Origin of the sequence: Variovorax boronicumulans, from assembly GCF_040544675.1 — a bacterium.
Taxonomy (GTDB): domain Bacteria; phylum Pseudomonadota; class Gammaproteobacteria; order Burkholderiales; family Burkholderiaceae_C; genus Variovorax; species Variovorax boronicumulans_D.
In genome coordinates, this window is the sequence record NZ_JBEPKK010000002.1 from 250,236 (window position 1) to 272,144 (window position 21,909).

At 65.1% G+C, this 21,909-nt stretch carries 20 protein-coding genes; 12 read left to right on the forward strand and 8 right to left on the reverse strand.

Annotated elements, in window-relative coordinates; genetic code table 11:
• Positions 1-3 precede the first annotated feature (3 nt).
• Genes ABIC90_RS04500 through ABIC90_RS04510 form a run of 3 tightly spaced genes read right to left on the reverse strand, consistent with a single transcriptional unit; the run spans position 4 to position 3,041 of the window.
• Positions 4-936: a 4-hydroxyproline epimerase gene (locus tag ABIC90_RS04500; RefSeq protein ID WP_354352845.1), complete on the reverse strand. Its 933-nt coding sequence runs from the start codon at positions 934-936 to the stop codon at positions 4-6.
• A gap of 11 nt (positions 937-947) precedes the next feature.
• On the reverse strand, positions 948-2,090 hold the full coding sequence (locus tag ABIC90_RS04505; protein ID WP_354352846.1) for a branched-chain amino acid ABC transporter substrate-binding protein: 1,143 nt from the start codon (positions 2,088-2,090) through the stop codon (positions 948-950).
• Positions 2,091-2,126: 36 nt separating this feature from the next.
• Complete coding sequence (locus ABIC90_RS04510) at positions 2,127-3,041, reverse strand: dihydrodipicolinate synthase family protein (RefSeq protein WP_354352847.1); 915 nt, start codon at positions 3,039-3,041, stop codon at positions 2,127-2,129.
• A gap of 265 nt (positions 3,042-3,306) precedes the next feature.
• Here ABIC90_RS04510 and ABIC90_RS04515 point away from each other — a divergent pair, with 265 nt between their 5' ends.
• The 4 genes from ABIC90_RS04515 to ABIC90_RS04530 are packed head-to-tail and all read left to right on the forward strand — an operon-like array spanning position 3,307 to position 6,568.
• Positions 3,307-4,476 (forward strand): sedoheptulose 7-phosphate cyclase, encoded by a 1,170-nt coding sequence (locus tag ABIC90_RS04515; protein WP_354352848.1) that lies wholly within the window; start codon positions 3,307-3,309, stop codon positions 4,474-4,476.
• The gene (locus ABIC90_RS04520; protein ID WP_354352849.1) at positions 4,469-4,900 is read left to right on the forward strand and encodes a GlcG/HbpS family heme-binding protein; all 432 of its coding nucleotides are present in this window, start codon (positions 4,469-4,471) and stop codon (positions 4,898-4,900) included. The genes ABIC90_RS04515 and ABIC90_RS04520 overlap by 8 nt, the downstream gene beginning before the upstream one ends.
• Entirely contained in the window at positions 4,897-5,661 is a 765-nt protein-coding gene (locus ABIC90_RS04525; protein ID WP_354352850.1) for an SDR family NAD(P)-dependent oxidoreductase, read from the forward strand. Before ABIC90_RS04520 ends, ABIC90_RS04525 begins: the two co-directional genes overlap by 4 nt.
• Before the next feature lie 7 nt (positions 5,662-5,668).
• A complete protein-coding gene (locus ABIC90_RS04530; RefSeq protein ID WP_354352851.1) occupies positions 5,669-6,568 on the forward strand; it encodes a DMT family transporter in 900 nt (299 codons plus the stop codon).
• A gap of 8 nt (positions 6,569-6,576) precedes the next feature.
• Here ABIC90_RS04530 and ABIC90_RS04535 read toward each other — a convergent pair whose 3' ends face one another.
• On the reverse strand, positions 6,577-7,452 hold the full coding sequence (locus ABIC90_RS04535; protein WP_354352852.1) for a LysR substrate-binding domain-containing protein: 876 nt from the start codon (positions 7,450-7,452) through the stop codon (positions 6,577-6,579).
• Between ABIC90_RS04535 and ABIC90_RS04540 the strand changes: the two genes are divergently transcribed.
• Positions 7,451-8,362 carry an ROK family protein gene (locus tag ABIC90_RS04540; RefSeq protein WP_354352853.1) on the forward strand — a complete coding sequence of 304 codons (912 nt, stop codon included), beginning with the start codon at positions 7,451-7,453 and terminating at the stop codon, positions 8,360-8,362. The two genes, ABIC90_RS04535 and ABIC90_RS04540, sit on opposite strands and share 2 nt — an antisense overlap.
• Before the next feature lies 1 nt (position 8,363).
• Positions 8,364-9,278 (forward strand): carbohydrate kinase family protein, encoded by a 915-nt coding sequence (locus ABIC90_RS04545; RefSeq protein ID WP_354352854.1) that lies wholly within the window; start codon positions 8,364-8,366, stop codon positions 9,276-9,278.
• A 30-nt stretch (positions 9,279-9,308) separates the two neighbouring features.
• Here the strand turns inward: ABIC90_RS04545 and ABIC90_RS04550 are convergent, their stop codons facing one another.
• The 4 genes from ABIC90_RS04550 to ABIC90_RS04565 all read right to left on the reverse strand — a co-directional run bounded on the left by ABIC90_RS04550 (position 9,309) and on the right by ABIC90_RS04565 (position 13,064).
• Complete coding sequence (locus tag ABIC90_RS04550; RefSeq protein ID WP_354352855.1) at positions 9,309-10,292, reverse strand: tripartite tricarboxylate transporter substrate-binding protein; 984 nt, start codon at positions 10,290-10,292, stop codon at positions 9,309-9,311.
• Positions 10,293-10,331: 39 nt separating this feature from the next.
• Positions 10,332-11,534, reverse strand: a complete 1,203-nt coding sequence (locus ABIC90_RS04555; RefSeq protein ID WP_354352856.1) for a M20 aminoacylase family protein — start codon at positions 11,532-11,534, stop codon at positions 10,332-10,334.
• Positions 11,535-11,625: 91 nt separating this feature from the next.
• Positions 11,626-12,480, reverse strand: a complete 855-nt coding sequence (locus ABIC90_RS04560; RefSeq protein WP_354352857.1) for a pirin family protein — start codon at positions 12,478-12,480, stop codon at positions 11,626-11,628.
• On the reverse strand, positions 12,477-13,064 hold the full coding sequence (locus ABIC90_RS04565; protein ID WP_354352858.1) for an NADPH-dependent FMN reductase: 588 nt from the start codon (positions 13,062-13,064) through the stop codon (positions 12,477-12,479). The genes ABIC90_RS04560 and ABIC90_RS04565 overlap by 4 nt, the downstream gene beginning before the upstream one ends.
• Positions 13,065-13,198: 134 nt before the next feature.
• Here ABIC90_RS04565 and ABIC90_RS04570 point away from each other — a divergent pair, with 134 nt between their 5' ends.
• From ABIC90_RS04570 to ABIC90_RS04595, 6 genes are all read left to right on the forward strand, one after another.
• On the forward strand, positions 13,199-14,122 hold the full coding sequence (locus ABIC90_RS04570; protein ID WP_354352859.1) for a LysR family transcriptional regulator: 924 nt from the start codon (positions 13,199-13,201) through the stop codon (positions 14,120-14,122).
• A gap of 102 nt (positions 14,123-14,224) precedes the next feature.
• Positions 14,225-14,815, forward strand: coding sequence for a restriction endonuclease subunit S (locus ABIC90_RS04575; RefSeq protein ID WP_354352860.1), 591 nt, complete (start codon positions 14,225-14,227; stop codon positions 14,813-14,815).
• The gene (locus ABIC90_RS04580; RefSeq protein WP_354352861.1) at positions 14,812-16,323 is read left to right on the forward strand and encodes a type I restriction-modification system subunit M; all 1,512 of its coding nucleotides are present in this window, start codon (positions 14,812-14,814) and stop codon (positions 16,321-16,323) included. The genes ABIC90_RS04575 and ABIC90_RS04580 overlap by 4 nt, the downstream gene beginning before the upstream one ends.
• On the forward strand, positions 16,316-17,368 hold the full coding sequence (locus tag ABIC90_RS04585) for a virulence RhuM family protein (RefSeq protein WP_354352862.1): 1,053 nt from the start codon (positions 16,316-16,318) through the stop codon (positions 17,366-17,368). The genes ABIC90_RS04580 and ABIC90_RS04585 overlap by 8 nt, the downstream gene beginning before the upstream one ends.
• Positions 17,358-18,581 carry a restriction endonuclease subunit S gene (locus tag ABIC90_RS04590; protein ID WP_354352863.1) on the forward strand — a complete coding sequence of 408 codons (1,224 nt, stop codon included), beginning with the start codon at positions 17,358-17,360 and terminating at the stop codon, positions 18,579-18,581. Before ABIC90_RS04585 ends, ABIC90_RS04590 begins: the two co-directional genes overlap by 11 nt.
• Positions 18,578-21,907, forward strand: coding sequence for a type I restriction endonuclease subunit R (locus ABIC90_RS04595; RefSeq protein WP_354352864.1), 3,330 nt, complete (start codon positions 18,578-18,580; stop codon positions 21,905-21,907). Before ABIC90_RS04590 ends, ABIC90_RS04595 begins: the two co-directional genes overlap by 4 nt.
• Positions 21,908-21,909: the final 2 nt, after the last annotated feature.

Genomic DNA, 21,909 nt, shown 5'->3' on the forward strand with positions numbered 1-21,909 from the left:
TTGCTAGAGCCGGATGCCCCATCCGAAGGGGTCGCCTTCTTCCACCAGCAGCGTGGCCTCGGCGCTGATGTGCGCGCGGCCGCGCAGCGTGGGGATGACCTTGTCGCCATCCATCGTGTAGCTGGCTTCGAAGCGGCTGCCGATCACGCTGGCCTGCGTCCACGTCTCGCCCGGCGCGAGCTTGCCGTCGGCGGCCAGGCAGGCGATCTTGGCGCTGGTGCCGGTGCCGCAGGGCGAGCGGTCGTAGGCATTGCCGGGGCACAGCACGAAGTTGCGGCTGTCTGCACCGTCGTCGTTCGCGAAGAGTTCGATGTGATCGATCTCCGCGCCCTCGGCGCCTGTGATGCCCTGCGCCGCGAGCGCGCGGCGCAAGGCGGCCGTGTAGTCGGTCAGCGCGGCAAGGTTGTCGCTCGCCACACGCTGGCCGTGCTCGCTCACCAGAAAGAACCAGTTGCCGCCGTACGCCACGTCGCCGCGCACCGTACCGTGGCCCGGCAACTCGACCGCCACATGGTGCAGATATCGGTACGCCGGCACGTTGCGCACGCTCACCGAACCGTCGGCATGCAGCGTGGTCGTGACCGTGCCCACGGGCGTCTCGATGCGGTGCTCGCCCACGCCGATGCGTCCCATGTGCGCCAGGCTCGCGACCAGCCCGATGGTGCCGTGGCCGCACATGCCCAGGTACCCGGCGTTGTTGAAGAAGATCACGCCCGCGGCGGCATCGGGCGACACCGGCTCGCACAGCAGCGCGCCCACCACCACGTCGCTGCCGCGCGGCTCCAGCACGGTGGCCGCGCGCCACTTGTCGTGCCGGTCGGCCAGCAGCGCACGGCGCTCGGCCATGCTGCCGCCACCCAGGTCGGGAAACCCGCCGATCACAAGGCGCGTGGGCTCGCCGCCCGTGTGTGAATCGACGATCTGGATGCGTTGCATGGGCTGTCCGTTCAGTAACTAGCGATAGGGACGGGAGCGGCGTTCTTGAAGGTGAACACCGTGATCGGCGCCTGCTTCATGTTCCCCTTGTCGTCATATGAATAGGTGGCGGCCACGCCCTTGTAGGTGTCCTTGTAGAGCTGCGCGCCCACCTTGTCGGGGTCGATCGAGTTGGCCTTCTTCATCGATTCGCCGATGAACAGCACCTGGTCGTAGTACGAGGCGGCGTAGGCATCGGCATCGGCGTTGAAGCGCTTCTTGAACTTCTCCTTGAAGGCCGGACCGCTCTGCGCCTTCTCGAGGATGGAGCCGCCCTGCGCGCAGAACACCAGGTCGTTGACCGCATCGCCGCCGAGCTTGCCGGTTGCCGGGCTGCAGACGGTGTCGCCGCCCAGGAGCTTGCCGGGCACGGCCAGTTGCTTCATCTGCCGTGCCATCGGCGCGGCCTGCGGTGCATAGCCGCCGAAGAAGATCGCCTCGGGCGCCTTGGCCTTCATGTTGGTCAGGATGGCGGTGAAGTCAACGGCCTTGTCGGTGGTGAACTCCTTGCCGACCACGGTGAGGCCTTGCTTGAGCGCTTCCTTGGTGAACTCGTCCGCGAGGCCCTGGCCGAAGGCGGTGCGGTCGTCGATCACGCCGACCTTCTTGACCTTCAGTTCCTTGGCTGCGTACACGGCCATGCTGGAGCCGATCTGGTTGTCGCTCGCGATGATGCGGTAGAGGTTCTTGTAGCCGCCTTGCGTGACCTTCGGGTTGGTGCCCACGGTGGAGACCATGACGCCGCCGTCGCTGTAGACGCGTGAGGCCGGAATGGCCACGCCCGAGCAGTACGGGCCCATGACGAACTTGACGCCGTCGTCCACGAACTTCTGAGCCACGCTCACGCCGGTCTTGGCGTCGCACTGGTCGTCTTCGGAGACCAGCTCGAACTTCAGCGTCTTGCCGCCGGCGGTGATCTTCTTGGCGTTGAGTTCCTCGATGGCCAGGCGCACGCCGTTTTCATTGTCCTTGCCGGCGAACGCGTTGGGCCCTGAGAGGGGACCGCTGTGGCCGATCTTGACGACCTGCTCCTGCGCATTGGCATGGCCTGCGAGGGCAAATGCCGCGAGGCCGACGATGCTGAGAAAAGGAACCATGCTTGCTTTTGTCTTCATGCTTCTTCCTGGGTTGGGACAATGAAAGGGCGGTTATTAAACAACCGATTGATACTGGGCCGGCCGCGTCGCGAGGGCTTTCTTCACGATGTTCTCGATGAAGGCGCGCTCCTCGCCGATGAGCGGCAGGCGCGGGCGGCGCATGTGCTCGGTGCCCACGCCGACCAGCACGTCGATGAGCTTGAGGTTCTGCACCAACTTGGTCGACACATCCAGGTGCAGCATCGGCGTCATCCACTGGTAGAGCTTGAGCGCCTCGGCGAATTTGCCGGCCTTCATCAGGTCGTAGAGCGCCACTGTCTCGCGCGGGAACGCGCAGCCCACACCCGCCAGCAGGCCGTCGCAGCCCAGCGCCAGGCCTTCGTAGGCCAGGTCGTCCACGCCCAGGAACAGCTGGTAGCGGTCGCCCACCGTGTTGCGCAGGTCGGTGATGCGGCGGATGTTGTCGGTGCTCTCCTTGATGGCGGCGATCCATTCGCAATCGGCCAGCTCGACCATGTGTTCGGGCTTGAGGTCCACGCGGTAGGCCACCGGGTTGTTGTAGACCATGATGGGTTGCTGCGCCGCATTGGCGATGGTGCGCACGTTGAGCATCGCTTCGCGCGCATCGGCCACGTAGATCACCGAGGGCATCACCATGAAGCCGGCCACGCCCAGCTTGTTGGCGCCGTCCACGTAGCGCAGGGCTTCGCGGGTGCTGGTTTCGGACACGTTGGCCAGCACGGGAATGCGGCCGTCGGCGGCTTCGAGCGCGATCTTGGCGACCTGCAGCTTTTCTTCCAGCGTCAGCGTGCTGGCTTCGCCCAGCGAGCCGCAGGTGACCAGGCCGTGGATGCCGTTGCGGATCTGGAAGTCGATGTGGCGGGCGGTGCCCTCGGCATCGATGCTTTCGTCGGCGTGGAACTTGGTGGTGATGGCGGGGAAGATGCCTTGCCAGCGGGGATTGGTCACGTGAAACGCTCCTGTAGTCGGTGTGCAAGTGCGCATGCACGTGCGGTGTGGAAGGGTGCGAAGGGCCCTAATTTAAATATATTAGATATATATCGTCAATATGCCGACGCCATTCCCAGCGGCTTTTCGGCTCGGGGTTTGCCCTGCCCGTCAGAGGGCAAGGCACTCTGTGCCCGTTTCGATGAATGCTCCAGCCGCTCTCATCAATCGCCCGGTTGCATTTGATTACGCTCGAATTACGACAAACAAATGACAGAGGGCGGGCATGAACGATCGAGCAATGTTTCCGGCGAGCTGGGGAGCGCTGGACCGGAGCGGGACCAGGCAATGGCGCGTCACAGCCTCGCAGGAACTGGCCTATGAAGTGCGACAGGTCGACGGGCTGTTCGACCCCCTCAGCCAGGCCCTGCTGACCTGCAACGAGAGCGGCCTGCCAAGCACGCGGCAGGTCGTGGTGATCGACGAACGCGTCGATGCAATCTATGGCCGAGGCATTCGCGACTACTACCACCACCACCGGGTCACCGCCCACATCCTGACCTTGCCGGTGTCCGAGGAAACCAAGGACCTCGACGCCGCGCTCGTCATCGTTCGCCACCTGGAAGCCGCGGGCGTGCTGCGCCGCTCCGACCCGATCGTGGCCATCGGCGGCGGCGTGCTGCTGGACCTGGTCGGTTTCGCCGCCGGCCTGTATCGGCGCGGCGTGCCCTACATCAAGGTGCCCACCAACGGCATGGCGATGTGGGATGCGGCGATCGGCATCAAGACCGCCGTCAACACGCTGGGGCGCCGCAACCGGCTGGGTTCGTACCACGCGCCCAGCACCGCGCTGCTGGACCGCAGCTTCCTCAAGACGGTGGACCGTCGCGACCTCTCGAACGGCATGGGCGAGCTGCTGAAGCTGGCCGTCATCAAGGACGCGCGCCTTTTCGACCTGCTCGAGCGGCACTCGGCGATGCTGCTGGACTCCCGCTTCCAGGACCCGGTGGTCGCGCCCGAAGTCATCGAACACGCGGTGCACGGCATGCTCGAGGAGCTCGCACCCAACCTCTGGGAGCGCACGCTGGAACGCTCGGTCGACTTCGGCCATTCGTTCGGCCCGCTGCTCGAGATGAAGGCGCTGCCCGAGCTGCTGCACGGCGAAGCGGTGGCGCTGGACGTGCTGTTCTCCTGCTGGCTCGCACGCGACCGCGGCCTGCTCCAGGACAACGAAGTGCAGCGTGTGATCCGCGTGATGCGCAGCATGGCGCTGCCGCTGCGGCATCGCTTCTTCGAAGAGCCCGCGCTGCTGATGGAAGCACTCGAAGACACCATGCGCCACCGCGACGGCCAGCAGCGCCTGCCGCTGCCGCGCGGCATCGGACGCTGCGCCTTCGTCAACGACGTGAGCCTGGACCACCTGAAGGCCGCCGCACGAAAGATGGCCGATGCCTGAGCTCCCACTGCTCGGACCGCGCCTCACCTCGCAAGACGCACACGCGCTGGCCATGCAGGCGCTGGCAGACGGCCGCGCGCGCGAGCTGCGCGTCGCCGCGGCGGTCGTGGATGCAGGCGGTCATCTGCTGGCCTTCATTCGTGACGACAAGGCCTTCCTCGGCGCCATCGACGCCGCGGTGGCCAAGGCGCGCACGGCGGTGTACTTCCGCCGCGACACGGCCGCGATGCAGCAAGGGCTCGAACACGGCAAGACCGCGTACCTCGCGTTGAAGGACGCACTGCCGCTCGAAGGCGGGGTGCCGCTCTACGTCCAGGGCGAAGTCGTCGGTGCCGTAGGCATCAGCGGCGCCGCATCGGCCCAGGACGGTGAACTCGCGCGCGCCGTCGCCTCGGAACTCGGATTCACACAAGGCAAGGCATGAGCAACAGGGATGGATTCCGCGACCAGGTCGTGCTGGTCACCGGAGGCGGTACGGGCATCGGCCGCGCCACGGCGCTGGCCTTTGCCCGCCAGGGCGCACGTGTCGCCGTGGCCGGCCGCACGTCGGCGGCGTGCGAAAAAACCGCGCGATTGGTGCGCGAGGAAGGCGGCCTTTGCATGCCGATGGCCTGCGATGTGGGCAGCGAAGACGACGTGACGCGAATGCTCGCGGTCATAGAGGCCGAACTGGGCCCTGTCGACATCGCCTTCCTGAATGCCGGCGTCGGCACCGCGGCGACCGTCGCCGAGCAACCCCTGGCGTCGTTCGAAGCGGTGTTCCGCACCAACTGCACCGGTCTCATGCTCTGCATGAAGCACCTGCTGCGCTCGATGTACGCGCGCGGCGCGGGCGCCATCGTCAACAACCTGTCGGTGCATGCGAGCCGCACCATCCTCGAAGGGACGGGGGCCTATACAGCTTCGAAGCATGCGGCGCTCGCGCTGACCAAGGCCGCGGCGGTAGAAGCCGCACCGCACGGAATCCGCGTCAACGCGGTCTCGCCCGGCCCCATCGAGACCGACATGCTCGTGCGCTCCAGCGCCGTCTCGGGCGGCGTGGATTCATGGGCGCAGCGCCTTCCCATGAAGCGTGTCGGCCGGCCGGAGGAAGTGGCCAACGCCGTGCTGTGGCTCAGCAGCGCAGAGGCCTCCTTCGTCACCGGATCGGTGATCAACGTCGACGGCGGCTTCCTCGCATGCTGAACCGCCCATGACGTGGATCGCGCTGGGCCTGTTGGCAGGCTTGGTCCTGGGGACCTACGATTTCCTGACCAAGCTCGCACTGAAGGAAAAAACGGTGCTCGAAGTGGTGCTGTGGTCATCGCTGCTGGGGGCGCTGATCTGGCTGCCCTTCTTCTTCATTCCGCCGGCCCATGCCGGCGCCTTCCGCCACGCGGGCCTCTACCCCGCACCGCTCACGCATGCGCAGCAATGGGTGCTGCTGCCCAAGTCGCTGATGATGGTCGCGACCTGGGTGCTCTCGTACTACTCGGTCAAGTCGCTGCCGCTGTCGATCTCGGCGGGCGTGCGCGCGTCGGGCCCGCTGTGGACAGCCATGGGCGCCATCCTCTTCCTCTCGGAGCAGCTCGACTGGTGGCAATGGCTGGGCCTGGCCGTGTCGATGGCGTCCTACTACCTCTTCTCCCTCATCGGGCAGAAGGAAGGCATCAGCTTCAAGCGCAACCTGTGGGTGCTGTGCATGCTCGCGGCCACGCTGCTGTCGTCGGCCAATGCGCTGTACGACAAGCACATCCTGGCGACGCTGCAGATGGACCTGGCTGCCGTGCAGGCGTATTCGGCGCTGCAGCGCGGCGGCATCGCGCTGTTGTTGCTTCCCTGGGTCTTCCGGGGGCTGGAGGTGCGCAGCCTGTTTTCCAGGAACTGGGCCGTGCCGGCCATCGCGTTTGCCTACGTGCTCGCGGAGTTCATCTACCTTGCGGCGGTGCAGACCGACGGCGCGCTCATCTCCGTGATCTCGGTGCTGCGGCGGACCAACCTGGTGATGGTGTTCTCGCTGAGCGCGATCTTCTTCACCGAGCGCTTCATCCGGCAGAAAACCATCGCGATCGGCGGCGTGTTGCTCGGCATCGTGCTCACCGTGGCGCACTAGGCGGAGCCCTAACCGTCATGCACCAGCGAACGAATCCACTCGATCACCGTGCGGCCGTGCCTGGAGATCATCGCGCGCTCGGAGGCCAGCAGAAAGTAGCGCTGGTCGGACGGTACGGCGATATCCGACACGCGCACCAGGCTGCCGTCGCGCAACAGCCGCTTGGCCAGCGACCGGCGCCCCAGGGCGATGCCCTGGAGGTTGAGCGCCGCATCCAGCAGGAAGCCGGTGTCCGAAAAGCTGAGGCTGCGCTTGGCGGGCGACACCGGGATGCCGGCCTTCTTGAGCCACGAATCCCAGGGCTGGCGGCTGTGGGAGAGCAGGTGCGCCTCCTTGAACAGCGCCTCGAGCCCCAGGTTGCCCATCTGCGCCAGGTACTGCGGCGCGGTCACCGGAAACCATTCGTCGTCCAGCAGCGGCTCGCAATGGAAAGCCAGCGGCGTCGACTTGGAGTAGCGGATGGCGATGTCCGCCTCGCCCTCGTCGATGTCCACGCGACGCGTGGTGGGCGAGATTTCTATGGACACCACCGGATGGGTGCGGTGGAACTCCGGCAGCTCCGGAATCATGCGGAACCGGGCGAAGGACGGCAACGCGCTGATGCGCACCACGTCGCGCTGGCCGGTGAAGCTGGCAAAGGCCGCTTCCAGCGTGTCGAGCGAGCCGCGCATCTGGTCGTACAGGTGAACGCCCCCGGCTGTCAGCGCCACGGAGCGGGTGGTGCGGTCGAAAAGGCTGATGCCCAGGGACTTCTCGAGTTCGCGGATCCGGTAGCTGACGGTGCTGTGGGAAATGCTCAGTTCGTCGGCCGCCTTGTTGAAGCTGCGAACACGCGCCACGGCGTCGAAGGCAAGGATCAGGTGAATCGGAGGAATTTTTCTCATGGCCAATGAAAACCCGGCGTCCCCTCGGCTGCATGTCGGCATCGATCTGGGAGGAACCAAGATCGAGGGCATCGTACTAGACGACCTCCGGCAAGAACGCTTTCGCATGCGGGTAGACACGGGCGCATCGGACGGCTACGCCCAGGTGCTGCAACGCATCGTCGGGCTCTACCGCGGCATCGTCGAGGAAATCGGCGGGCGCGCGCACACGCTGGGCATTTGCACGCCCGGGTCCATTTCGGCGAAGACAGGGCTGCTGAAGAACTGCAACGCCACGCAGCTCAACGGGCATCCGTTGCAGGCCGACCTCAAGGCACACCTGGCGCGCGACTTTGCGCTGGACAACGACGCCAACTGCTTCGCCATGGCCGAAGCGCAAAGCGGCGCAGGCGCGGGCTTCGGCTCGGTGCTCGGCCTGGTGATGGGCACCGGCGTGGGCGCGGGCATCGTCATCGACGGCAAGCTGCTCGGCGGGCGGCACGGCATCGCCGGCGAATGGGGCCACATGTCGGTCGACCCCGCGGGGCCGGTCTGCTACTGCGGACGCAGGGGCTGCGTGGAGCGCTACCTGAGCGGGCAGGCGCTGGAGGCGGCGTACCTGCAGGCGACCGGCGAGATGCCGGGCCTGGCGGTCATCGTGGACCGGGCGCGCCGCGGCGAGGACGCGGCAGCCACCTTGCTCGACCGCTTCCTCGACGACTTCGCGGCCGCCGTGGCCAGCGTGGTCGCGGTGCTCGACCCCGACGTCATCGTGCTCGGGGGCGGACTTGCAAGCATCGAAGAGCTCTATTCCACCGGCGCCACGCGCCTGTCGGGACTGGTGTTCAACGACGCCTTCGACACGCCGCTGGTGCGCAACACGCTGGGCAACTCCTCGGGCGTGATCGGCGCTGCCATGATCGGCACCTGACATGAACATCACAACCATCGGCGGCGCGACCGTCGACATCATCGTCTCGGGCTCGCACCGCGCGAGCGGGCAGGGCGCCAAGCAGGACGTCGAGGACATCGGCCTCTACATGGGCGGCGGCGCGGTCAATGCGGGCCTGGGCTTCGTCGCGTCCGGCGCGCGGGTGAATGCGGTATGCGCCCTGGGCGACGATGCACAAGGCGCGCGGTTTCGCGCATCGCTGGCGCACGGCGGCATCGGGCTCGACGGCGTGCAGGCCGTTGCGGGCACGCCGACCGGCAAGGCGGTGGTGCATCTGAACGGCGACGGGGAAGCCGCGGTGTTCGCGCAGCGCGGTGCCAGCGTCGAGCTGTCGGTGGCGGCCACGCCCGCGCATCTGCTGGAGGCCGACGTGGTGTACGTCTCGGCGCTGTCGGACGCCGCGATGGCGCAGCTGGTCACCGCGCTGAAGACGGCTCGGCGCCGCCCGTCGCGCCTGGTGCTCAATCCGGGCGCGCGCCAGCTCGCCGCTTCCGCCGCATCGCTGGCACCCTTGCTCGACATGGCCGACCTGGTCTGCGTGAACGGACACGAAGCGCTGCTGCTCGCACAGACGCCCGTGCAGGCACATGCCTGCGGATTCACCACCGAAGACGTCCAGGCGCTGGTCGCAGGCATCGGCCGCCGCACGCGCGCCGACGTGCTGATCACCCTGGGTGCCAAAGGCGCGGTGTTCTTCAACGGCGCCGAGACCCACCACGGCCCGGCGCCGGCCACGCATGTCGTCTCGACACTGGGCGCGGGCGATGCCTATGCGTCGACCTTCGCCCTGCATTGGGCTTCAGGCCAAAGCGCACGCCATGCAATGACGGCCGCGGCAAGCCACGCGGCAGCCGTGCTCGGCGTCGTCGCGGCCAATCTCGCCGGCCCTCTTTGACTGGCAGCGCGCCGCCGCGCAGCAGGCCGTTCAGTCGATCTTCGCGCCCGACGACTTCACCACCACGCCCATCGCATCCCAGTCCGCGCGCAGCAGCTTCTGGAAGTCGCCGGCGCTCTGGCTGCGCGGCTCCACGCCCAGGCGCTTGAAGCGCTCCTGGATCGCCGGGTCGGCCAGCACCTTGTTGGCGGCGGCGTTCAGGCGCTCGACCTCGGCCTTGGGTGTGCCGGCCGGCGCGAGCAGGCCGATCCACGAATCGAAGGCATAGCCCGGCAGGCCGCTCTCGGCCACGGTCGGCAGCTTGGGCAGAAAGGGGCTGCGGGTCTGGCCGGTGGAGGCCAGCAGCTTCATGCGCGCATCGTCCTGGAAACCCATCACGCCGATGCTCGAGGAGATGACCGCCTGCACGCGGCCCGCGAGCACCTCGTTGACGGCCTCGCCGGTGGACTTGGTCGGAATGTGCGTCATCTGCAACCCGGCCTTGGCCAGGAACGACGCCATCGCCAGGTGCGTGGCGCTGCCGTTGCCCGCCGAGGCGTAGTTGTATTTGCCGGGGTTGGCCTTGACCTCCTTGATGAAGTCGGCCGTGTTCGACACGTTCATGCCGCTGGCCACCGCCAGCACATAGCCCGCGTTGCCGACGTTGGCCACGCCGACGAAATCCTTCAGCGGGTCGTAGCTCAGCTTGCTGTACAGGAAGGCGGCGATGTTGTGGCTTGCGGCCGCCAGCACCAGCGTGTTGCCGTCGGCCGGCGCCTTGGCCGCGACGGCCGCGCCCACGGTGCCGCCGGCGCCCGCGCGGTTTTCCACGATGACGCTGGCATCGAGCGCCGCGCCCAGCTCGCTGTTGAAGGCGCGCGCCACCGTGTCCTGCACGGCGCCGGTGCCGAAGGGCACGATGATGCGAATCACGCGCTGCTGCGCATGGGCGGGGGTCAGGCCGCCCAGCGTCATGGCGGCCAGCGCGGCAGCGATGGCCGCCAGCGAACGTCGGGTGAACAGGGTGGAAGTCATGGGTTGGCCGCTTTCATCGTCAACAGGAAAAAAACAAACTCAGGTGCCCGGCTGCAGCCAGCGCTGTGCCAGCTTCACGAAGTAGCTGGCACCGATCGGGATGATCTCGTCGTTGAAATCGAACGAGGTGTTGTGGATGATGCAAGGGCCGGGCCCGTGGCCGTCCAGCCGGTGGTCGCCGTCGCCGTTGCCCAGGAATGCATAGCAACCGGGCCGCGCGAGCAGCATGTGGGCGAAATCTTCGGCGCCCATCACGGCGGGGAAGTCGTCGGTGACCATGTCGCCGCCCACCACCTCGCGCATCACGCCCGCCGCGAAGCGGGCTTCGGCCGGGTGGTTCACCACCGGCGGCGACGAGCGGTTGAAGAACACCTCGGCGGTGCAGCCGTGCGCCGCGGCCACGCCGGCCGCCACTTCGCGCAGGCGCGCTTCGATCTTGTCGATAGCTTCGATGGAAAAGGTGCGGATCGTGCCGCCCACCGTGGCCACGTCGGGAATCACGTTGGGCGCATCCGAGCCCTGCAGCTGCGTGACCGCCAGCAGTGCGCGCTCGGTGCTCGGAATGGTGCGCGGCACGATGGTCTGCAGCTGCTGCGCGAGCGTGACCACCGCGGCCACCGGGTCGATGCCGGTGTGCGGCATCGAGGCGTGCGTGCCGCGTCCGCGCACGGTGATCCTGTAGGTGTTGCTCGAAGCCATGAGTGCGCCTTCGTTGAGCGCGAAACGGCCCACGTCGCCCACCGGGAAGTTGTGCAGCGCAAAGACCGCATCGCACGGAAAACGATCGAACAGGCCGTCCTGGATCATCTTCTTGGCGCCGGCCTTGCCCATCTCCTCGGCGGGCTGGAAGATGAAATGCACCGTGCCGTCGAAGTCATCAGGCCCCTGCTGCGACAGGTGCCAGGCGGCAGCCAGCAGCATCGTCGTGTGGCCGTCGTGGCCGCAGGCGTGCATGCGGCCGGCGTGGGTGGACTTGTGGGCGAACTCGTTGGCCTCGTGCAGCGGCAGCGCGTCCATGTCGGCGCGCAGGCCGATGGTGCGGCCGCTAGTGCCCTTGCGCAGCACGCCGACCAGGCCGGTGCCCGCGATGCCGCGGTGCACCTCGATGCCCCATTCGGTGAGCAGGTTCGCCACCTTCTCGGAAGTGCGGTGTTCCTCGAAGCCGAGTTCGGGGTGGGCGTGGATGTCGCGCCGGATGTCGACGAAGCGGGCGACATTGGCGAAGGAGTCGACGATGTTCATGGGCGGGGGCTGAGGAAGAGTCGTTCGGAGCGAACGATTCTGGCGCAGCCGCCCGCCTGGCGCACGATGTTTGCGCCGGGTGACTGGCGGATCAGCCCAGCCGGCCTTCCTGCCGCAGCTTCGCGCCGATGCGCCGGATTTCGGCCTCGCCCTGGTCCAGCGTCGCGCGGCTGGTGTGCACCGAGTAGTGCCCCATCACGAGTTCGTGCGGATGCTTGACCGCCGAGCCCAGCACGAAGGAGGTGTCGCCCCGCGCCGTGAAGTCGATGGCCGCGCCAGACTCCTCGAACACCGCGAGCTCGCCGGTGGCGATGAGGCCGCCGGTGCTGTCGCCCGCATCGAGTTGCCCCGCGTCGACCGCGACCCAGCCCACCGTGTGGCCGGCGGGCGGCGTGTAGCGCCAGCGCTCGCCGTCTTTCAGCTGCACGGCCAGGTAGTTCATCGGCGACGGTGCAGCGATGGGGCTTTGCGCCGCGCCGTAGCGCCCGAGCAGCACGCGCGCCGGGCCGTCCTGCGGCACCTGCGAGGGCGCGAGGTACATGCTGTGCGCCGGTGCGTTTTCTTCCGAAGCCGGCAGCGCCACCCAGAGCTGGAAGCCCCGCAGACGCTTCACGTCCGGCGCCGGGCCGCCCGTGTGCCACACGCCGTTGCCCGCGCGCATCCACTCCACGCCGCCGCCGCGCAGCACGCCCTGTTCGCCGGTCGTGTCTTCGTACAGCGTGTCGCCTTCGATCAGCCAGGTCAGCGTGGCGATGCCCGAGTGCGGGTGCATGCCGAAGCCCGTGTGGCGCCCGGTGGTGTCCATGCCGAAGAGGTCGAGGAACACAAAAGGCTTGAGAAATTCGCCCAGATCGCCCGGGCTCATGAGCCGCGTGATCGGCCCGTGCTGCGCGCCGCGCGTGCGGTAAACGATGGCGCGGGCCTCGGTGGCAACGGCGGCGGTCATGCGGCCTCCCTTGCGGTCTTCAGCGCCCGGGTCCACCACGCGAGGTCGTCCAGCATGCCGGTGGCGGCCTGCGCGAGGTGCGGAAAGTCGTCGAAGCTCTTGCCCTGCTGCCAGATGCCCAGGAACTCGACCATGCCGATGTGCACCGCGTTGCGCACCGGCGCCATCTGCATCTCGACCGCGACCAGCCGCAGCTGCTCCACCGCACGCGCCGCGCCCACGCCGCCGTAGCCCACGAAGCCGATCGGCTTGCGGATGAACTCCTTGTAGGCCCAGTCGATCGCGTTCTTGAGCACCGCGCTCGGGCCGTGGTTGTATTCGGGCGTGACGACGACCAGGCCGTCGAAGGTGGCGAGCCTGGCCTGCCAGCGCTGCGCCGCCTCGTTCTTCACCGGGCCCCAGGCGGGCGCGCCGGCTTCGTTGAAGAAGGGCAGCGGGTGGTCGCGCAGGTCGACCAGCTCGAAGGCGAGGTCGGCGCGCTGCCTGGCGATCTCGTGGACCCAATGCGCGGGCTTCTCGCCGAAACGGCCTTCGCGGGTCGAGCCGATGACGATGCCGATGAGCGGTTTTTGCTGTGAGGTCATGGGGTGCTTGCTCCTGAATGGGGGGTGGACCGGAGGCTGGAAATGCCATGGCCTGAAGGTTAGGGTCGTACCCATTGATCGACTAGACGGTAGAGTCGGATTGCACTCGTCCACGAATCGAAGGAATCAGCCTCATGCTCGACCTCAACCACATCGCCATGTTCGTGCAGGTGGTGCGCCACGGCAGCTTTGCCGAAGCCGGCCGCCGGCTCGGCCTGCCGCCCAACACGGTGAGCCGGCGCATCCAGGAGCTGGAGGCGCAACTGGGCACGCGGCTGATGCAGCGCTCGACCCGCAAGCTCACGCTCACGAGTGCCGGGCAGGCTTTTCACGAACGCTGCGCGGGGTCGGTGGACGGGCTGGTCGAGGCCGGGCAGGCGCTGATCACCGGCAGCCAGGAACCGAGCGGGCTGGTGCGGGTGGCGGCGACGGCGGACTTCTTCGACTTCTTCCCGATGGCATGGGTGGCGGACTTTCTGGCGGCGAATCCGTTGGTGCGGGTCGATTTCGTGCTGAGCGACGCGAAGGCCGACCTGATCGGCGATCAGATCGACGTGGCATTCCGCGGCGGGGACCTGCCGGATTCAGGCTACGTCGGCCGCAAGCTGCTGGGCCCGCGCACCGACGGCTTGGTGGCGAGCCCCGCGTACATCGCCGCGCGCGGGGCGCCTGCGACGCTGCAGGAACTGGCGGACCACGACTGCGTGACGCCGGCCCACCCCAGCGGGCGGGCGACCTGGCGGGTGACCGGGCCGGATGGAGTGAACGAGGAAGTGCAGGTCAGCGGGCGCTTCAGCGGAAACACGGCGCAGGCGTTGCGCAAGGCCGCGATTGCCGGCTTGGGCATCGCACTGCTGCCGCCGTCGATGGGGCGGCTGGATGTGGAGGCCGGGCGGCTGGTGCCGGTGCTGCCGCAGTATCAGCGCACGGGGCACGGGTTGAGCGTGCTGTATCCGAGCCGCAAGCACCTGCCGCTGGCGGTTTCGGCGTTCATCGGGATGGTGATGGAGAGGCTGAGTACGGTGAAGACGCTGCCCGACGTGCTTCGGCACCCGTGATCCATCCGGTCATCAAAATATTGCATCATTGATGGTGATGCAATATTTTCATTGTTCTCAGCCCCCCTCCCAGTTAACATTTGCCTCATGCCGAATGAAGCAATGCGAATCGAGCTCGCAGAACTGGTCGATCTCTGCGCGGGATTCCCGTTCCGCGGCTCCATCACGGACTCGCCCACCGGGGCGGTTCGGGTCGTCCAGATGAAAGACATCGACCAGGACACTGGCGTTGACTGGACCACCGTTGCACGAGCGGACCTCCCCGGCCGCAAACCGCCCGACTGGCTGCGGCGGGAAGATGTGCTTTTCGTCTCCCGCGGCTCTCGCTTCTACGCGGTGTGCCTTGACGAGCCGCCCGCCCCCGCCGTGTGCAGCCCCCACTTTTTTCACCTTCGCATCAAACCCGGAATCAGCGTCATGCCGGCTTTCCTCACGTGGCAGATCAATCAACCGCCGTTCAAGCGGCAATTGCAGCAAGCAGCGGAGGGATCGAACCAACTCAGCATTCGCCGGCCAGTGTTCGAGGCGCTGAGCATCAGCATTCCGTCCATGGCCCGGCAGGAATGCATCGTGGCCCTTGCCGACCTGGCGCGACACGAACGCATCACCCTGAACCGATTGGTGCGCAACCGCGAACAACAACTTCAAATCCTGGCCGAGCAACTCGATACAGCAGCAGCAACCCAAAAATGAGCACCACTCCCATCAGTCAGGACGAAATCAATGCGGCCGTCTGGTCCGCCTGTGACACTTTTCGCGGCACCGTCGACCCCAGCATCTACAAGGACTACGTCCTCACGATGCTCTTCCTCAAGTACGTGTCGGACGTCTGGCAAGACCATTACGACGCGTACAGGAAGAAGTACGGCGACGAGGCGGCGCTGATCGAGGAAATGCTGAAGAACGAGCGCTTTGTGCTGCCCGCCAGCGCGAGTTTCTACGCACTGCACGCCCAACGGCATGCGCCGGGCAATGGCGAACGCATCGACAAGGCGCTTCATGCCATCGAAGAAACCAACATCGCCAAGTTGCGCGATGTCTTCCAGGACATTCACTTCAACTCCAACAAGCTGGGCGAGGAGCAGCAGAAGAACGACATCCTTCGCCACCTGCTTGAAGACTTCGCCAAGCCCGCACTCAACCTGCGCCCCAGCCGCGTCGGCACGCTCGATGTGATCGGCAACGCTTACGAATTCCTCATCAAGAACTTTGCCTCCACCAGCGGCAAGAAGGCCGGTGAGTTCTACACGCCGCCCGAAGTGTCCAGCCTCATGGCGCGCCTCATGAACCCGCAGGAAGGCGACGAAATCTGCGATCCGACCTGCGGCTCTGGCTCGTTGCTCATGAAGTGCGGCCGTCTCATCCGCGAGCGCACCGGCTCGCGCAAATACGCACTCTTCGGTCAGGAAGCCATCGGCAGCACCTGGGCGCTGGCCAAGATGAACATGTTCCTGCATGGCGAAGACAACCATCGCGTGGAATGGGGCGACACCATCCGCAACCCCAAGTTGCTCGACGGCAAGGCCAACCTCAAGCACTTCGACATCGTGGTGGCCAATCCGCCCTTCAGCCTGGAGAAGTGGGGCCACGAAGGCGCCGAGGCCGATAAATTCAGCCGCTTCCGCCGCGGCACGCCGCCGCGCACCAAGGGCGACTACGCGTTCGTTCTGCACATGGTCGAAACCATGAAGCCTGGCACCGGCCGCATGGCCGTGGTGGTGCCGCATGGGGTGCTCTTTCGCGGCGCAGCCGAAGGCAGGATCCGGCAAAAACTGATCGAAGAGAACCTGCTGGACGTGGTGATCGGCCTGCCCGAGAAGCTGTTTTACGGCACCGGCATTCCCGCCGCCGTGCTGGTGCTTCGCAAGAACAAGGCCGACGACAAGGTGATGTTCATCGATGCCAGCCGCGATTTCGAGGCCGGCAAGAACCAGAACTACCTGCGCGAGGCCGACCTGCAGCGCATCCTGGACGCCGCAACCGCGCGGCAGGACGTCGACAAGTACGCCCGCCTCGCAACGCCGGCAGAAATTGCCGAGAACGACTTCAACCTCAATATCCCGCGCTACGTCGACACCTTCGAAGAAGAGGAGGCCATCGACCTGATGTCCGTGCGCAAGGAGCGTCAGGCTCTCAAGCTCGAACTGGCGCGGCTGGAAGCGCAAATGGACATCTACCTGAAGGAACTCGGCTATGAGTGATCCCGCGGACGACGAACCTTCGGGCCAGGGAGAACTGGTGCTCTACGCCACGGAAGACGGCAGCGCACGCTTCTTTCTGCGCGCGGAAGATGGCACCGTCTGGTTGACGCAGATGGAGATGGCGGCGCTGTTCCAGACCTCTGTTCCGAACGTCAACATCCATATCAAGAATGTGCTCGACGAGGGCGAGTTGTTGCCCGAGGCAACTATTAAGGAAGACTTAATAGTTCGAACCGAAGGCAAACGTGAGGTGCGCCGGCCCGTGAAGCTCTACAGCCTGGACATGATCCTGGCCATAGGCTATCGCGTGAAATCCCCGCGCGGCACCCAGTTTCGCCAATGGGCCACCGCCCACCTGAAGGAATACCTCGTCAAGGGCTTCGTCATGGACGATGCCCGGCTCAAGAACCCAGGGGACTGGGACTATTTCGACGAGATGCTGCAGCGCATCCGCGAGATACGGGCGTCTGAAAAGCGCTTCTATCAGAAGGTGCGCGACGTCTTCGCGCTGTCGGTGGACTACAAGGATGACCCGGCTGCCGTGGGCCTGTTCTTCGCTGAGGTGCAGAACAAGATGTTCTATGCGGTCACGCAGCAGACCGCCGCAGAGATCGTCATCCAGCGCGCCGACGCCGGCGTGCCCAACATGGCATTGACGGCGTGGAAGGCGGAGCGCGTACGCAAGGCCGACGTCATCGTCGCGAAGAACTACCTCAACGCCGACGAGATCGATCGCCTCAACCGTATCGTCACGCTGTTCCTGGATTTCGCAGAGCTGCGCGCCGAAAACCGCAAGGACCTGCGCATGGCGGACTGGCGCGCCTATGTCGACTCTTTCATCGAGTTCAACGAACGCCCTTTGCTCAAGGGGAGTGGCCGGATGAGTCACGACAGCATGGTGAGGATCGTGCGCGAGCGTTACGAGGCATTCGATGCGCAGCGACGCAAGGCTGAAGCGCGGGAGGCGGATGCTGAAGACCTCAAGGAGCTTGAACAGGCCGAGCGGCAACTTGCGATGAAGAAAGGTGGGCGCAATGCTTCCTGAAGGCTGGCACCGCAGCACCCTCGGCGAAATCGCCCGCATCAGTTCGGGAGGCACGCCCGATCGGGCGGAGCCGAGCTACTGGGGCGGTGACGTGCCCTGGGTGACAACTGGCGAAATCCAGTTCAACACCATCACCAGCACCGCCGAAAAAATTACCGAGGCCGGTCTGAAGAACTCGTCGGCCAAGCTCTTTCCGCCGGGCACGCTGTTGATGGCAATGTATGGACAGGGAAAAACGCGCGGGCAAGTGGCAAAGCTTGGCATTGAAGCGTCGACCAATCAGGCGTGTGCCGCAATTCTTCTTGCAGAAACACAACACACCGACTTTTTTTTCCAGTACCTCTCCTCTCAATACGATGCGATCCGAGAACTGGGTAATGCCGGGACACAACAAAACCTGAGCGGTAGCACCCTCAAGGAGGTGCCGGTGCCAGTGCCGCCGTTGCCAGAGCAGCGGCGCATTGCCCGCATCCTCTCCACGTGGGACCAGGCCATCGCGACCACCAAGCAGTTGCTTGTCAATAGCCGCAAACAGAAGCAGCAAATCACGAATGCCTTGATGCTCGGTCGGCATCGCTTGAAAGGTCATTCTGAGAAATGGATCCACGCTGACTTTGACGCCGTGTTTGAACGGGTACGCCGTAAAAACACCGTTGCCAATACGAACGTCCTGACGATCTCCGGCGAGCATGGCTTGATCAGTCAGCGAGACTACTTCAACAAGTCGGTCGCCAGCGACAACTTGAGCGGCTACACCCTTCTGATGCGTGGTGAATTCGCTTACAACAAGAGCTATTCGGCGGGCTATCCCGTGGGCGCCATCAAGCCCCTAGTGAACTACGACGCTGGCGTTGTTTCCAGTCTCTACCTCTGCTTTCGACTTCAAGGCGGCGCCGATGCCTCCCTGGACTTCTTCCGCCACTTTTTCGAAGCAGGTTTGCTGAACCAAGAGATCGAGGGCATTGCTCAGGAAGGCGCTCGCAATCACGGTCTGTTGAACGTCAGTGTTGTCGACTTCTTCAAGTTGCGCTTGCACATCCCATCAGGCGCAGAGCAACGCCATATCGCGCAGGTCATCAACGTAGCCGAAGCCGAGGAGAAGAACTTTGCCACCCAACTCAAGGCCCTGCAGAACGAAAAGCTCGGCTTGATGCAGCAACTCTTCACCGGCAAGCGCCGCGTGAGCATGTCCGAAACGGAAACGGCATCATGAACAGCGCCCCCAACTCCCGCGAGCAATACAGCGCCCACATCCCCGCGCTGCACCTGCTGTGCAACCTGGGTTGGAACTTCGTCAACACGTCCGATGCGCTGACCCTGCGCGGGGGCAGCACGCGCGAGGTGCTTCTGGTGCCTCGGCTCGTCGAGGCGCTGCAAACGCGACGCTACGAGTACAAAGGCCAGTCGTACCCGCTCTCGCCCAGCGGCGTCGACCAGATCGTGCGGGAGTTGTCGGCGCTGAGCCTGACCGAAGGCCTGCTGCCCGCCAACGAGCGGCTGTACAACAAGCTGTCGCTCGGCATCACCGTCACCGAGTTCATGCCCGACGGCAAGAAGCACCAGCCGACCATCGCCGTGATCGACTGGACCGATCCCGCCGCCAATCGCTGGGATGTGACTGAAGAGCTGGAGGTGCTTTCGGCGCAAGGCACGCACCATCGCACGCCCGACGTCGTGGGCTACGTCAACGGCATTCCCCTGGTGGTGATCGAGGCCAAGCGCTCCGAAGGCGCGCACGCGAGCAAGACGATGGTGGACGAGGGCATCAGCCAGCATCTGCGCAACCAGCGGCCCGACGAGATTCCCAGCCTGTTTGCCTACGCGCAGTTGCTGATGGCCATCAGCCAGACCGAGGGGCGCTACGGCACCGCGCACACGGCTGCCAAGTTCTGGGCGCGCTGGCGCGAAGACCCGAGCCCGCAAACGGCGGCTGAGTTGGGCGATTTGCACGTCGTCAAAGTGAAGAATCAGCCACTGGCCCCGGACACGCGCGTCGCGCTGTTCGCAGGCAAACCTGTTGGGTTGGCCGCCTATTTCGACGCCCTGTGGGCACAGCCCATGCAAGTGACGGATCAAGACCGCTTGCTGGTGAGCCTGCTGACGCCCGCTCGTCTTCTGGAGTTCTTGCGCGGTTTCGTCCTGTTCGACCGCAAGGTGGGAAAACTGGTGGCGCGCTACCAGCAGTTCTTCGGCATTCGCGCCTTGCTGGCCCGCTTGGGTCAACTTCGACCGGATGGTGGACGCGAAGGCGGTGTGGTGTGGCACACCACGGGCTCGGGCAAGAGCTTCACCATGGTGTTCCTGACCAAGGCGCTGCTACTGGTGAATGCGCTGCAGGAATGCCGCGTCATCGTGGTCACCGATCGACTCGATCTGGAGGATCAACTGCGGCGCAATTTCATGTCGAGCGGCGCTTTCGGTTCTGCCGTCGGCCTACAGAAGGATGGCGAGAAGAGCCGCGCACTTTCAGGCCGCGACCTCGCCAAGCGCATCGGCAGCGGCACCGAGCGCATCACCTTCACGCTGGTGCACAAGTTCAACACGGCGAGCAAGCTGCCCGAATGCCGCAACGATTCGGCCAATCTGGTGGTTCTGGTGGACGAAGGCCATCGCAGCCATGGCGGCGAAACGCACGAGCGCATGAAAAAGGCACTGCCCCGCGCGGCGTACATCGCGTTCACCGGAACGCCATTGCTCAAGCAGGAAAAGACCGCCAGCAAATTCGGCCCCATCGTGCATGCCTACACGATGCAGCGCGCGGTGGAAGACGAAACCGTGGCGCCGCTGCTGTACGAGGAGCGCGTGCCAGAACTCACCATCAACGAAGCAGCGGTGAATCGCTGGTTCGACAAGATCACCGTCAACCTAAGCGAAGCGCAGCGCAGCGACTTGAAGAAGAAGTTTGCGAAGAAGGGCGTGGTGTACGGTGCGGCCAATCGCATCGAACTGATCGCGTGGGACATTGCCACGCATTTCAGCGAGAACATCAAGAAGCTAGGTCTCGGCGACGGCCTGCAACTCAAGGGCCAAGTGGCTACCGCCAGCAAGCTGGATGCCATTCGCTACAAGAAGGCGCTGGACGATACGGGCTTGGTGAGCAGCGCCATCGTGATGTCACCGCCGGACACGCGCGAGGGCAACTCCGACGTCGACGAAGAATCGCTACCGGAAGTGCAGCGATGGTGGAAGCAGGTGGTGGCGGCACACGGCGCAGACCCCGAGGCGTACGAGAAACAGGTCCTGCTGGACTTCGGCTCCGACGGCGATCCGGATCTGCTGATCGTGGTGGACAAACTGCTCACCGGTTTCGACGAACCGCGCAACGCGGTGCTGTACATCGACAAGCCGCTCAAAGGCCACAACCTGATCCAGGCCGTGGCGCGCGTGAACCGCCTGCACGATGCCAAGCGCTACGGGGTGCTGGTGGACTACCGAGGCATTCTCAAGGAGCTCGATACAGCCATCCGCGCTTATCAGGATCTGGAAGCGCGCACACAGGGCGGGTTCGACACGGCCGACATCGAGGGCCTGTATCAGCAGTTCAGCACCGAGTACAAGCGACTGCCCGCGCTGCACGACCAGCTATGGTCCTTTTTCAAGGATGTGCAGAACCGGCTGGACTACGAGCAATACCGGCAGGTTCTGACCCCGAAGTTCGTTGTCGATCCAGACGGCGATGAATACGACGAAAGAGAAAAGCTGCGCGACGACTTCTATGAAGCATTGACCAACTTCGGCCTGTGCCTGCAGACCGCGCTGAGTTCGCGCAGCTTCTTCGAGGACAAGAGCTTTTCCGAAAAGTTGATCGAGCGCTACAAATCCGACCTGCGTTTCTTTACCGGGTTGCGCCAAACGGCACGCCGCGATGCCATGGAAACCGTGGACTACAGCGCCTATGAAGAACAGATCCGCCGCCTGGTGGACAAGCAGGTGATCGGCACCGAAGTGCGCGAACCCGAAGGCGTTTATCTGGTGCATCAACTGGGCAAGGCCGAGGATCCGGCAAAGTGGTCGGAGGAGAAGACGCGCAACGAGACCGACATGATCAAGACCCGCTTGCGCAAGACCATCGAGCAGGATCTTGCGGATGATCCCTATGCACAGAAGGTCTTCGGTGAGTTGCTGCGGCAGGCCATCGCCGAGGCCGAGGCCATGTTCGACCACCCGCTCAAGCAGTACGCACTGTTCAAGACTTTCGAAGAAACCGTCGAGGCGCGACGCGTACCCGATATGCCCGAGGCCCTCGCCGACAGACCCCATGCCCGAGCCTACTTTGGCGCAATCCGGCTTGTCCTGGGCGAAGAGCGGTTTTCTGCATTGAGCGATGCCGAGCGCCAGGACCTGCAGACACAGGCCCTGAGCATGGATGCGACCGTGCGGGATGCCGTGGCCGAGAACTCGTTGAACCCGCAGAACATCGAAGCGGCAATTCGCAAGGGCGTACTGCCCATGCTGTTCGCCTTGCTGGGACTGGATGACGCAAAGGCAGTGGTGGAGCAGGTGATTCAGATCACTCGCACAGGCTTGAGCCGTCAGTGACG